Source organism: Arthrobacter cavernae, assembly GCF_017368795.1.
Lineage (GTDB): Bacteria > Actinomycetota > Actinomycetes > Actinomycetales > Micrococcaceae > Arthrobacter > Arthrobacter cavernae.
Genome location: NZ_JAFNLL010000007.1, coordinates 119,952 through 131,614, shown reverse-complemented (window position 1 = coordinate 131,614; position 11,663 = coordinate 119,952). Strand labels below are relative to the sequence as shown.

The 11,663-nt window shown below is 65.4% G+C and carries 13 protein-coding genes and 1 tRNA gene; 6 read left to right on the top strand and 8 right to left on the bottom strand.

Annotated elements, in window-relative coordinates:
• Window positions 1-3 precede the first annotated feature (3 nt).
• From J1902_RS04655 to glnT, 3 genes are read right to left on the bottom strand one after another with little or no spacing between them, the layout of a single operon-like run.
• Complete coding sequence (locus J1902_RS04655; protein ID WP_307794369.1) at window positions 4-729, bottom strand: GltB/FmdC/FwdC-like GXGXG domain-containing protein; 726 nt, start codon at window positions 727-729, stop codon at window positions 4-6.
• A gap of 40 nt (window positions 730-769) precedes the next feature.
• Window positions 770-1,678: a class II glutamine amidotransferase domain-containing protein gene (locus J1902_RS04650; protein ID WP_207615076.1), complete on the bottom strand. Its 909-nt coding sequence runs from the start codon at window positions 1,676-1,678 to the stop codon at window positions 770-772.
• Between the two features lie 55 nt (window positions 1,679-1,733).
• Window positions 1,734-3,113 carry a type III glutamate--ammonia ligase gene (gene glnT, locus J1902_RS04645; protein WP_207615075.1) on the bottom strand — a complete coding sequence of 460 codons (1,380 nt, stop codon included), beginning with the start codon at window positions 3,111-3,113 and terminating at the stop codon, window positions 1,734-1,736.
• A 233-nt stretch (window positions 3,114-3,346) separates the two neighbouring features.
• Between glnT and J1902_RS04640 the strand changes: the two genes are divergently transcribed.
• From J1902_RS04640 to J1902_RS04615, 6 genes are all read left to right on the top strand, one after another.
• Window positions 3,347-3,727, top strand: a complete 381-nt coding sequence (locus J1902_RS04640; protein ID WP_207615074.1) for a cupin domain-containing protein — start codon at window positions 3,347-3,349, stop codon at window positions 3,725-3,727.
• A 151-nt stretch (window positions 3,728-3,878) separates the two neighbouring features.
• Entirely contained in the window at window positions 3,879-4,280 is a 402-nt protein-coding gene (locus J1902_RS04635; protein ID WP_207615073.1) for a dimethylamine monooxygenase subunit DmmA family protein, read from the top strand.
• Window positions 4,277-5,233: a PDR/VanB family oxidoreductase gene (locus J1902_RS04630; RefSeq protein ID WP_207615072.1), complete on the top strand. Its 957-nt coding sequence runs from the start codon at window positions 4,277-4,279 to the stop codon at window positions 5,231-5,233. The genes J1902_RS04635 and J1902_RS04630 overlap by 4 nt, the downstream gene beginning before the upstream one ends.
• Window positions 5,230-6,213, top strand: a complete 984-nt coding sequence (locus tag J1902_RS04625) for a heme-dependent oxidative N-demethylase family protein (RefSeq protein WP_207615071.1) — start codon at window positions 5,230-5,232, stop codon at window positions 6,211-6,213. The genes J1902_RS04630 and J1902_RS04625 overlap by 4 nt, the downstream gene beginning before the upstream one ends.
• A 69-nt stretch (window positions 6,214-6,282) precedes the next feature.
• Window positions 6,283-7,572, top strand: a complete 1,290-nt coding sequence (locus tag J1902_RS04620) for an ammonium transporter (RefSeq protein WP_207615070.1) — start codon at window positions 6,283-6,285, stop codon at window positions 7,570-7,572.
• 5 nt (window positions 7,573-7,577) lie between these two features.
• On the top strand, window positions 7,578-8,129 hold the full coding sequence (locus J1902_RS04615) for a HutD/Ves family protein (RefSeq protein ID WP_207615069.1): 552 nt from the start codon (window positions 7,578-7,580) through the stop codon (window positions 8,127-8,129).
• 105 nt (window positions 8,130-8,234) lie between these two features.
• On the opposite strand, the gene J1902_RS04610 is transcribed toward J1902_RS04615, so the two are convergent.
• The 5 genes from J1902_RS04610 to galU form a co-directional block, all read right to left on the bottom strand.
• The gene (locus tag J1902_RS04610) at window positions 8,235-8,387 is read right to left on the bottom strand and encodes a hypothetical protein (RefSeq protein WP_207615068.1); all 153 of its coding nucleotides are present in this window, start codon (window positions 8,385-8,387) and stop codon (window positions 8,235-8,237) included.
• Window positions 8,388-8,730: 343 nt separating this feature from the next.
• Window positions 8,731-8,803: transfer RNA gene (locus J1902_RS04605), tRNA-Ala, on the bottom strand.
• A gap of 243 nt (window positions 8,804-9,046) precedes the next feature.
• Window positions 9,047-9,784 (bottom strand): hypothetical protein, encoded by a 738-nt coding sequence (locus tag J1902_RS04600; protein WP_307794368.1) that lies wholly within the window; start codon window positions 9,782-9,784, stop codon window positions 9,047-9,049.
• 300 nt (window positions 9,785-10,084) lie between these two features.
• Window positions 10,085-10,711, bottom strand: coding sequence for a GNAT family N-acetyltransferase (locus J1902_RS04595; protein WP_207615067.1), 627 nt, complete (start codon window positions 10,709-10,711; stop codon window positions 10,085-10,087).
• A 4-nt stretch (window positions 10,712-10,715) separates the two neighbouring features.
• The gene (galU, locus tag J1902_RS04590) at window positions 10,716-11,621 is read right to left on the bottom strand and encodes a UTP--glucose-1-phosphate uridylyltransferase GalU (protein ID WP_207615066.1); all 906 of its coding nucleotides are present in this window, start codon (window positions 11,619-11,621) and stop codon (window positions 10,716-10,718) included.
• Between the last annotated feature and the right edge of the window lie 42 nt (window positions 11,622-11,663).

The window sequence follows — 11,663 nt, the reverse complement described above, 5'->3', positions numbered from 1 at the left end:
CTCCTAGTAGGCGCTGGAGTTGTCGACGTGGAAGTTGTAGAGGGTGCGGGCGGAGCCGTAGCGGGTGAAATCCGCGGGGTCACCGTCCCGGCCGGCGGCGTGGAGGAGGCCTGCGAGTTCGGCCAGGTGCTCCTCGCGCATCTCCTTCGCGACGCAGTCCGCCCCCAGGGAAGCGACCTTGCCCTTGACGTAGATTCGGGCCTCGTAAATGGAGTCGCCCAGGGCCTCCCCGGCATCGCCGCACACTACAAGTCGTCCTGCCTGGGCCATGAAGGCGGACATGTGGCCGATGTTCCCGCCGACCACGATGTCCACGCCCTTCATGGAGATTCCGCACCGCGCCGAGGCGTTGCCGTCGATGACCAGCAGTCCGCCATGGGCGGTGGCACCGGCGGACTGGGAGGCATCACCGGTCACGTGGACGATGCCGGACATCATGTTTTCAGCGACACCGACACCGGCGTTGCCGTGGATGGTGATGCGCCCGCCCTGGTTCATGCCGGCTGCATAGTAGCCGGCATGGCCGTTGATTTCGACGTCGAGGCTTGCGTTCACGCCGACCGCGAGGCTGTGCTTGCCGCCGGGGTGTTCGACGGCGAAGGACCTGCCGTTTGCCGATTGGTGGATTGCCTTGTTGAGGGCGCGGACATCGTCGACTTTGAGGTCGAATGTTTCCACAGGCGCTTCGGCGCCTTGCGCCGTCAGGCTGGTTTCAAGGGTGGTGGTCACTGGGACTCCTTAGGGACTGTAGGGAAAGATCGGCGCGGACTCAGAGCGACCAGGTGTAAACACGGCCGGGCTCGGGTTCGAAAATGCGGGCGTTCTCGATCCCCGGCAATTCGGCAAGGGCACGGAACTCGGAGGCCATGGCCACCCAGTCATCGGTTTCGGCGATGATTGCCGGCTTGCAGGCGATGGGATCGCGGACCACGGCCATGCTGTCCGCTGTGGTGACCACCAGGGTGTAGAAGCCGTCCAGGACCTTGCCGAGGTTCACCAGTGCCGTTTCGAGGTCGTCGCCCTGCTGGAGGCGGTGGGCCACGTAACGGGCGCCCACCTCGGTGTCGTTCTCGGAATCGAACTCGACCCCGAGGCGCTTGAGTTCCCGGCGCACGGACGCATGGTTGGAAAAGGAACCGTTGTGCACCAGGCACAGGTCGTTGGCCACCGAGAAAGGATGCGAACCGCCCGCGGTGACGGCCGATTCGGTCGCCATCCGGGTGTGGCTCACGGCCTGGGAGCCGTACATGCCCTCAAGTCCGTGGCGTTCAGCCACTTCCACGGGGTGGCCCACGCTCTTCATGACGGTGACCCGCTCGCCACGTCCGGCGACGACCGCTTCCGGGTAGGCCCGCGCCACCGCACCGGCGAGGTCCTCGGTGGCGACTTCTGCAGAGACGAGGGTGGTGTCTCCGACAATCCGGACTTCGGACGTTGCTCCTTCCGGAAGCAGCTCGGCCAGCAGGGCGTCGATGTCCGCGGAGCTGATCTCCAGATCCGCGCCCAGGAGGCTGAGGGTGCTCTTTCCGAGAGTGTTGAGTTCGGGGTTGTCATAGACGGCGAGGCCGGCCGAATCCGGGCCGCGGTCGACGATTTCGCAGAGCATGGTGGAGAGCAGGGAGCCCATTTTCGGGCGCAGCTGGGGATTGCGAAGCTGCAATGCGGCGATTCCGCACATGGCGTGTTCCTCTTCCTTGGTTTCTTTGGTGGTTGCGGGCGGTTGTGGTCCAGGGTCAGATGGCGGTCAGGTACTGGGCGACTTCCCAATCGGTGACCTGGTTGTGCCACTGGAAGAACTCGGTCTCCTTCGCGGCGGCGTAGTAGCGTCCTACGTCTTCGGATCCGCTGAGCGCGGACAAGATCACGGGGTCCTCCCGCAGTGCCTGCATGGCGTGCAGGAGCGTGGGCGGCAAGGTCGCGGCGTCGAGCCGGCGTTCTCCAGGCCCGCACGGCGCTCCCGGATCGAGTTGACGGTCCAGTCCGTCCAGGCCGGCGGCAATGACGGCAGCGATCGCGAGGTACGGGTTGGCGGAACCGTCCCCGGAACGGAGTTCGATGCGGTGGGTGTCGGGAACCCGGATCATGTGGGTCCGGTCGTTGCCGCCGTAGGAGGCCTTGTTGGTGGACCAGGTGGCTCCGGACTCTGTGCTGGTCGCCCCGGTCCGCTTATAGGAGTTGACCGTGGGAGCAAGGAACGCCTGCAGCGCCGGAGCGTGGTCCAGAATTCCCGCCAGGAAGCTGTACGCAGTTCCTGAAAAACCCAGCCCATGCGGGTCCTCGCCTGCTGTCGGGAAAAGTTCCCCGCCGCCGTCGGCATCCCAGAGCGAAAGGTGGAAATGCAGGCCGTTTCCCGTGCGGTTGGTGAACGGCTTGGGCATGAAGGTCGCCACCATGCCGCGCTGCTCGGCGAAGACGTTGAGGAGGTACCGGAGCGTGACCACGCGGTCCGCGGTGACCAGGGCATCGTCGTAGTCGAAGTTCTGCTCGAACTGGCCCGCGCCGTCCTCATGGTCGTTGGCGTAATTGCCCCAGCCCAAGCCGTTCATGACGTCCGAGATCTCCGTCAAGTGCTCATACATCCGGGTCACGCCACGTGCGTCGTAACAGGGGTGGGCACCGTCGTCCTTGGCGTCGGCCGTGGCGAGTACACCGTCGTCGTCCTTGGTCACCAGGTAGTACTCCACTTCGGCCCCGGCCTTGGCGGACATGTTCCGCTCCGCAAGCCGCGCCAGCGCCTGCTTCAGAATGACCCGGGGCGCGAATGGCCAGGGCTTGCCATCCACGTAGGGATCGCAATGGACCAGCGCAAGGCCCGGACGCACCGAGTCCAGCGGGGTGAAGCTCGCCGGGTCCGGCATGGCGCACAGATCGCCGTCCTGCGGGTCCTGGCCGATCAGGCCCGCCGCGTAACCGGCGAAGCCGAGCTTCCCGGCCTCAAGTTCGGCAACCGCGGAGACCGGCACCAGCTTGGCACAGGGCTTGCCGTTCATGTCCACGAAGGTGGCAAGGATGAACCTCGTGCCATGGGCGGCCGCAAGCTCGGCCAAGGGACCGGGGGCTTCCTGGCTAAAGGCAGCCAGGTCGGCGGCGGAGTCTGAAACGAGTGCTGTCATCGTGCATCCAATCTTTCCATATCCGTTCCCTGTCAGGAAACTATGTTGACTACAGTTACTCATAGTGAATGTTTCAGAACAACGCCCTTCATGTAAAAACGGTGTTTCGGCCGGACGCCGCGAGGGGCAACGCCGAATTAACCCGACCGAAACCCACTGCGGTTGAATGTCAGTGATTATTGTTTCTTGTTAGTGATCGACCCTCGCTACACACATCACCCAAGGAGCAAGCAATGGACAGCACCCTGATGGGCACCCTGAGCACCGCCGGAGCCATCCAGAAAGTCGAAAGTGGCTACCTCGGCCTGCCTGGCATGGACGTGCCGGGATCCGAAGCCTTCATCGGAGATTCCCTGGCCAACCCCGGCGGTTCGGCGATGTGCGCCGGATTCTTCGAACTCAAAAAGAGCGAACCGCTGGTCTACGAGTACACCTACGACGAAATGAAGATCGTCGTGCAGGGCGAATTCATCCTGACCGACATGGCGAGCGGCGAAACCACTGTTGCCAAGGAACGCGACATCCTCTTCTTTCCCCAGGGCACCACGGTGAAATTCGAGACGCCGGACCATGCCGTGGGCTTCTTTGTCGGCGACCGCACCTTCGCTCCCTGAGATGAGGCAGCACAGCAGCGTCCCGGCAACCAACGAACCGGCTCCACCTGGGCGGGCCCGCGAGTTCTTTGCATTGTCGTTCGGAGAGGAGGGCAGGGCGGCTGCCGATGCGTGGCTCGCCCGGTCCCCTTCCCCGTCGCGGAGACGCCATGTGGTTGCGGAAGAAGCGGACCGTTTCGCCATCGGCAGGCTCGACGAATACATCACCTCGGCCGCCGTCGGGATTCGGATCCTGCTGGCCGGACCACAAGTCGACGTGCAGCGGGCTTCGGCTCTTGCCCTCGAATCGGGACTCGTCGGCGAAGAGCTGATCCTGGCGGTGACCAGTGACCGGGCGAAACGCGTCTTTTGTCCCCATTGCAAGGCACGGACAGCGACCCTGCAGGGCATCGGGGCCATCGTTCCGTGCTCCGGCTGCGGCCGGAACCTTGAGATCTATCACCATTTTTCGCGCCGGACCGCAAGCTACCTGGGCTTCATGGCCGGCGCCGAAGAGCCGGCTGGAAGAACGACGCCAGCCGGCGTAGGACGAATCTTGGAGGCCATCCGATGAACGTGCTGGAACTCGCCGTCGCGGACTCAAAATACATTGCCCCGGACATCCGCGAGATCGTACTGCGGCGCATATCCGCTGGACAGCAGGAGGTCCTGCCCAGCTACATCCCCGGAAGCCACATCGTCATAGAGTGCGGGGGCAGGGCCAACGCCTACTCCCTCACGGGGTCCGGCGATTCCCCTGAGGAGTACCGCATCTCCGTCCAGCTACGCCCGGACGGCCGAGGAGGTTCCTCTGCCGTCCACCGGTTCCGGCACGGCGAGCGGGTCAAAGTGTCCGGCCCCCGGAGCGCGTTCCCGCCCGTCGCTACGGCCCGGCGCCATTTGCTCATCGCCGGCGGGATCGGGATCACCCCCATTCTTTCCCATCTGCGGGCCGCGGCAGCCTGGGGCCGGGAGGCCGAGCTGCTCTACTCGTTCCGGCCCGGGCACGCCGCCCATCTGGAGGACATCCGCGCCTTGTGCGGAAGTTCGCCGTCGTTGTTTCTCATGGAGTTCACGGAACGGAAGGCATTCCGGACCGGGCTGGCCGAAGCACTGCGGCGACAGCCGCTTGGCACGCACCTGCACGTCTGCGGTCCGCTTGGCTTCATGGACAGCGTCATTGCCGAAGCACGCTCCGCATGCTGGCCCGAATCACGGCTGCACCTGGAGGCCTTCGGAGCCGCGGACCTTGACCCGGGAAAGCCCTTCACCGCCCACCTGGCACGTACCGGCCGGTCCGTGGACGTACCGTCCGGCACCTCCTTGTTGGAGGCACTCGAAAACTCCGGCGTGCCGGTGCCGAACCTGTGCCGGCAGGGAGTCTGCGGGGAGTGCCGCATTCCGGTCAGCAAGGGCCGCCCCGAACACCGCGACCTGTATTTGTCCGAAAGCGATAAGGCCGCCAACACCACCATCATGTGCTGCGTCTCCCGCAGCCACGAGCCACACCTGGAGCTGGAGCTATGAACACCGCCCTCCCTGCAACCCTGGATCACCGGCTGGCACGGTTCCCGTTCCCCTTCCCAGAGGACGCGTACCGCTACAGCGCGAACGTCGAACCGGCCCTGACAACCGTGGCAACCCCCGCCGGAAGCTGGGGAGACAAGCTGATCGAGATCGACGGCGACTACCGCGCCGAACTCGCCGAACGGGACGCCATCCTGCGGCGCGATCCCAGCCGCCTGGCGCTGCTGGACCACATGCGCCCGGCAGCTTGGGACGCTTTGCTGACCGTCCTGGAGACTCTGGCCTCGGAATACCCCGAAGACATGGAATTCAGCCGCGCCGGCCGGGCCTGTCGCTGGAACAACCGGCTCCTCGGCGAAGAGTGGGAATTCACGGTGGGAGACGATTCCTCGCTCCCGGGCGGCCCGCTCGGTTTCCTGTCGAGCCAGGTCCAGGAGGACATCGTCCTGCTGGACCAGCGGGAGGACGCATTATGGCTCGACGGCGGAGTGGTGACCTTCGCGGCCGACTGGTCCATGGGCTTCGACGTCGGCATGCGCTTCCTGGAGGTGCACGGGCCGGTGCCCCGCATCCGCGAGGAAGAGATCATCACCCGCGCCCAGCAGTTCCTCATGAGGCTGCAGCCGGGCCAGGACTACCGGCGCAGCAACTGGACCATGACGGTGGGCCGCCGCCTCGATACCTCGATCGAAACCTACCCGGAGTGGGGGCCGGACAGAACCTCGGTGGCCGATGACCCGGCTTTGCCCGCCCGCCTCCACCTGCGGGTCGAAGTGCAGCACCTCGTCCGGCTCCCCCGGTCGGGAGCCCTGATGTTCCTTGTCCGCACCCACCTGGCCTCCCTCGAAGAACTGGCCACGGTCCCCGCCTGGCGGGAACGCCTCGGCAAAGTGCTCGCCGAACTTCCCGAGGACATGGCCGACTACAAAGGCATCAGCCGGTACAGGCACGCCGCCTCGCGCTGGCTCCTCGGCGCCTGACAGCACCTCTCCGTTCCTTCACCATCCCAATCCTTCACCATCCCAACGCACCCAACGATTGGAGTTTCCGTGGATACCGGACACACCGCATGGATCCTGGCCGCAGCGGCCTTGGTCTGCATCCTTATCCCGGCCCTGGCACTCTTTTACGGAGGCATGGTCGGTTCCCGCCGCATCCTGAACATGATGATGATGTGCTTCGGCGGCGTGAGCGTCGTCGCCGTCCTCTGGGCCCTCTTCGGCTATTCGGCCGTTTTCGGCAATTCCGTCGGCAAGCTTGGCCTGATCGGCGACGTGACCCAATACCCGGGCCTCGACCAGTTGCTGGCAGATAACCCGGACGCCCCCATCCCCGTTGCCCTGTTCGCGGCCTTCCAACTCCTCTTCGCAGGAATTACCACGGCGATCATCGCCGGCGCCGCCGCAGGCCGGATGAAATTCGGCGCCTGGATGCTGTTCGCCGGGATTTGGTCCACCCTCGTCTACCTCCCGGTGGCGCACTGGGTGTTCGCGCTGAGCTCCCCCGATGGCTCCGTTACGGGCGGCTGGATCCTCAACGGCATTAAGGCGATCGACTTCGCCGGAGGAACCGCCGTACACATCAACGCCGGAATCGCCGCCCTGGCACTTTCCCTGGTGTTGGGCCGCAGCGCCGGCTGGCCGAAGAGTGAGCACGTCCGTCCGCACAGCCGCCCCTTGGTCCTGGTGGGCGCAGGCCTGCTCTGGGTGGGTTGGTTCGGTTTCAACGCCGGTTCGGCCCTGGCTGCCGGCAACTCCGCCGCGGTTGTCTTCCTCAACACGGCAGTCGCCGGTGCGGCAGCCCTGCTGGGTTGGATCGCCGTCGAACGCCTGCGTCTCAGACGGGCCAGCAGTGTGGGCGCCGCCTCCGGCCTGGTCGCCGGCCTGGTCGCCATCACCCCGGCCTGCGGCGCCGTCGGCCCACTGGGCGCCATCGCCATCGGAGCGATCGCCGGGGCTGTGTGCTCCCTGGCCATCGAGTGGAAGTTCCGCCTCGGCTTCGACGACTCGCTCGACGTCGTCGGCGTCCACCTGGTGGGCGGCGTCATCGGCACTCTGCTGATCGGGCTGTTCGCCATCGAAGCCGCACCGAACAAGACCGCGGGCCTCTTTTACGGCGGCGGGTTCACGCTCCTCGGAACGCAGGCCCTGGCCACGGCCGCGGTGCTGGTGTACTCCTTCGTTGTCACGTGGATCAGCGCGAAGATCGTCCAGCTCACCGTGGGGCTGCGGATCGATCCGGAGGACGAACTGCGTGGCATCGATATCGCCGCCCACGCGGAGGAGGCCTACGTGATCGATGAGGAGCCCGTGCAACTCGGTTCGCCGTCGCGGACATGAATGGCGTGGTCAGTTTCGCCGGTCTCGGCTCCGTTCCCTGGCTGAACGGCGGCGGGAGCACCAGGGAAATCGCGGCCGGCACGGCGGGAGATCCCCGTGCCGGCGGCAGCCATGCGGGCTGGGACTGGCGGCTGAGCGTCGCGGAAGTAAGGGCGCCCGGGCCCTTCTCGCACTTCCCCGGCACCACGCGGATCCTGACGGTGATCGAAGGCGGGCCCCTCGGCCTGGTGGTCGACGGAGTGGGACATTCGCCCGGGCGGTTCCGCCCGTTTATCTTCGACGGCGGAGCGAAGACCGAGGCCTCCCTTCTCGCGGGCCCGGTCCGGAATCTCAACCTGATCTTCATGACCGGCACGATGAACGGGTCAGTCAGGGTAGAAACACTGTCCGGGCCGGAAATGGAGCTTCAGACCGGCCAAATGGCTGTCCTCTTCGAAGGGCATGCCGCCGTCGAAGGCCACCAACTGGCGCTTCTGGACACGGTCCTGGCGGCCCCTTCGCCCCGGACCGTCCACGGAAAAGGCCGGCTTGCCGTGATCACACTGGGCACGGTATAACCGCGAAGCCGCCCCCCCTGACGTAGGTATCGGCCAAGGCTCCATGGAAGAAGCCTCATGGCGTGCCTCTTCCATGGAGCTTTTGCTCGGCCTGCGGCCAGACCCTTAGAGGTTGATAACGGTGCAGACCTTCGTGATCGGCTCCGCGATCACCCAGCGCCCGAGCCAGCCCGGCGCCATGTGGACGGTGGTTCCCGGCTCAAGGAAACCCCAGGACGTGTCCGAGTTCTGGCTAGCGCGGGCAACGTGGGACCGCATCCGGGGACATCCGGATGCGGTCCGTCGGTAGAGACTGGCTTGCCTGTGAGCGAGGTCCTTGCCTCTTATTCCTGGGATCCAGGTCCCACCGTTTGAGGGCGGGCGTTGATGATCAAGGCAGTTACGATGGCCGTCCCCAGTGGCGGGTTAAACACCTGGGTCCTCGCGCCTACCGAATCGGCAGGCACCTGCGCATCAGCCGGACAGACTACGACTCCTGGCTGTTCTCTCGACTGGAGGCTTGATGTCACCAAGACCTCCGCTGCCGCTCGGCTTGGCCCGGAAACGGCCAAGAGAAAAGCCCTCCAACCCAACGTTTCCGCGGGTCAAAGGGCTTTCTGTGTGGAGCTAAGGAGATTCGAACTCCTGACCTCTTCGATGCGAACGAAGCGCTCTACCAACTGAGCTATAGCCCCCGGGCCGGCGCCAACGTGGCGCGGCCAGTGTCCCTAGGCTACAAACTATCCCGGCGCTTTGCCAACCACGACACGAACGTATCGGAGCCGCACCGCTGTTCCGGGAGCAGGTCCTTTCCCGCGCCCAAGTAGGCGCCACGGCTTTCGGCGCGCCCGCCGCCTGGGCTGCGGCCAGCCCGCCGTACGAGCTCACGGCCGATCTACCCGGTTCCACCAACGACGCAAGATGGAGGTCATGCCAGGCTAGGCGCGGCGGCGCTGCAGGACATCGTCCAGGTTGCCCAGTGCGCTCTGGCCCTTGGCCGTGGCCTGGGCCTGCGTAGCCGCGGTGGCAACGGCTTGCTCGGCAGTGCCCTGCTTCAGGGACGGCTTGCCCAGCGGCTTGGGCGCCGCAGGGAGATCCAGCGGTTCCGGTGCGGGGCGCGGGGCTTTGGCCGCAGCGACATACGTGGGCTTGGGGACGTCGACCGGCTTCCAGCTTCCGCTCTTCGCGTCAGGGGAGCTGCGGACCGAATCGTCACCGGCCGCCACGGCAACGGCCAGTGCGGCCTGGCGGAGCTCGACGGCGGACAGGCGGGCTCCCTCGCGGCGGCCGGCTTCGGCGTCGAACACTTCCGTCGCGGGAGGCTCAACGGCTTCATCGGCTTGTTCCGTCACCGGCTTCGCCGGCGGTGCGGCAGCCCGCGCAGCGCGCGCAGCGCGCTTGACCCGCCGATCGCGGAGGGCCAGCTGGCGCAAAAGCACCACAACCCCAAAGGTCCCGAGAAGCGAGGCGATCGGCAGGGCCGCGGAGCCCAGCCCGAAGATACGCAGCACTCCGGATACCGCAGCCGTCAGCAGGAAGCCAAGTCCAGCCAGGGCAATGGCGCACCGGCCAGACCTGACCTTGAAGGCTGCAGGGGCCGCCGTTGCCTCAGGCAAACGCCCAGTCTCGCCGGATCCCTGGGGCAATGCGGTGGCGGTGCTGTGCATAGTCTCCATTGGTTTCTCCTGCTGAGGGGCCAGTTTCAGGACCATCCCGGCGCGCGGCTCGTCTGCTTCATCGTCAATTGTGTCCGCCATCCCTGCGCCGGCGGCCTGAAGCTGCGGCCGTCGGTTCCTGAGAATGTGGGGTGCCACCCACACCATCCAGAGCGCGACAGTGACCACGAGTATCACTGAGCTACTGAGAGGGAAGTCCACAATCAAAACCGTAGAAGCATTTCGATAGGGGCCGCCGCATTAGATGCGGTGTGTCGCCCCACAGTCCTCGAATGATTGGATATATGACGCCAGGCTCCCCTACGCAGACCCGGCGCCGCCCTTCATCCACCGGGCATGGATCCCTTCTGGGACTTCCTCGGAGGTGAGGGCAAAGGTGCGGTGGTCCGCCCATTCCCCGTTGATGTGCAGGAACCGCTCCCGGTATCCCTCGTCTCTGAAGCCAAGCTTTTCCACTACCCGCAGGCTGGGGGCGTTTTCCGGGCGGATGTTGATCTCCATGCGGTGGAGCCCGAGCGTCCGGAAGCAATGGTCGGTGGCCAAGGCCACGGCTGTCGGTGCTATGCCACGGCCGGCACGCTCCTTGTCGACCCAATACCCCAGGGTTGCCATCATCGCGGACCCCCATACGATCGAGGAGACAGTCAGTTGGCCCACGATCTTTGGTTTCCTGAAGCCGGGCGTCCGTTCCGTGATCACGAACGGCAGCGCCGACGCATGCCGTGCCTGCTCGTTGAGGGATGCCACCATCTGCCGGTAATTGGGCAGGTGCCCTCCCGGCGCCGGGTTGGAGGCCTCCCACGGCGCCAGCCATTCACTGTTGCGGGAACGTACTTCGGTCCATTCCCGGCGGTCGCGGTAGCGGATCGGCCGAAGCGCAAGATCGCCGTGCTCCAGTGTCACCGGCCAGATGGCCGAGCCCCACATGGGGCTACTTGCTCAGCGTGGAGGCAAAGCCCGGGAGCCAGCCGCGCAGTTCAGGACCAAGGTCCTCACGTTCGCAAGCAAGCTCGATGCAGGCCTTCAGGTAGCTGAGTTTGTCGCCGGTGTCGTAGCGGCGTCCGCGGAACACGACGCCGTAGACGCCGTAACCTTCGCCCTGGCCCGCAGCCAGGACTTCGAGCGCGTCGGTCAGCTGGATTTCACCACCGCGGCCCGGCGCCGTGTTTTCCAGCACATCGAACACGGCGGGGTGCAGCACGTAGCGGCCGATGACCGCGAGATTCGAAGGGGCTTCTTCGACGGTGGGCTTTTCCACGAGCTGTTTGATGCGGACGTAGCCGTCCTCATCTGTTTCCTCGATGTCGGCGCATCCGTAGGCACTGATCTTCGAAGGTTCCACCTCGATCAGAGCCACAACGGAACCGCCGGTCTTCTGCTGGACGGCGATCATCTCGGCGAGCAGGTCTTCACGGGCATCGATGAGGTCATCGCCGAGGAGCACAGCGAAAGGCTCATTACCCACGTGCTGCTTGGCACGCAGGACGGCGTGGCCGAGACCATTGGGGTCACCCTGGCGGACGTAGTGGATGTCGCCGAGGTTTGTAGCGGACTGGATGGCCTCCAGTTTGCCTGTGTCGCCCTTCTCCGCAAGCGTGGCTTCAAGCGCGGGAACACGGTCAAAGTGGTCCTCCAGGGCGCGCTTGTTGCGGCCAGTGATCATCAGGATGTCGTTCAGGCCAACCTTGACGGCTTCCTCCACCACATACTGGATGGCCGGCTTGTCCACGACAGGCAGCATCTCCTTTGGCATAGCTTTCGTGGCGGGCAGGAACCTGGTTCCGAGCCCTGCGGCGGGAATCACGGCCTTACGGACGGCATTGTTGTCGAAAGTCACGGGACTAATCTAACGGAAGGGCAACAACAACAACTAAACACC

Bases quoted from the DNA above. Each gene is read 5' to 3' on its own strand.
- J1902_RS04650 (WP_207615076.1), bottom strand. From the start codon at position 1,678: ATGTGCGGAATCGCCGCATTGCAGCTTCGCAATCCCCAGCTGCGCCCG.
- glnT (WP_207615075.1), bottom strand. From the start codon at position 3,113: ATGACAGCACTCGTTTCAGACTCCGCCGCCGACCTGGCTGCCTTTAGC.
- J1902_RS04640 (WP_207615074.1), top strand. From the start codon at position 3,347: ATGGACAGCACCCTGATGGGCACCCTGAGCACCGCCGGAGCCATCCAG.
- J1902_RS04630 (WP_207615072.1), top strand. From the start codon at position 4,277: ATGAACGTGCTGGAACTCGCCGTCGCGGACTCAAAATACATTGCCCCG.
- J1902_RS04625 (WP_207615071.1), top strand. From the start codon at position 5,230: ATGAACACCGCCCTCCCTGCAACCCTGGATCACCGGCTGGCACGGTTC.
- J1902_RS04610 (WP_207615068.1), bottom strand. From the start codon at position 8,387: ATGCGGTCCCACGTTGCCCGCGCTAGCCAGAACTCGGACACGTCCTGG.
- J1902_RS04600 (WP_307794368.1), bottom strand. From the start codon at position 9,784: ATGGAGACTATGCACAGCACCGCCACCGCATTGCCCCAGGGATCCGGC.
- J1902_RS04595 (WP_207615067.1), bottom strand. From the start codon at position 10,711: ATGTGGGGCTCGGCCATCTGGCCGGTGACACTGGAGCACGGCGATCTT.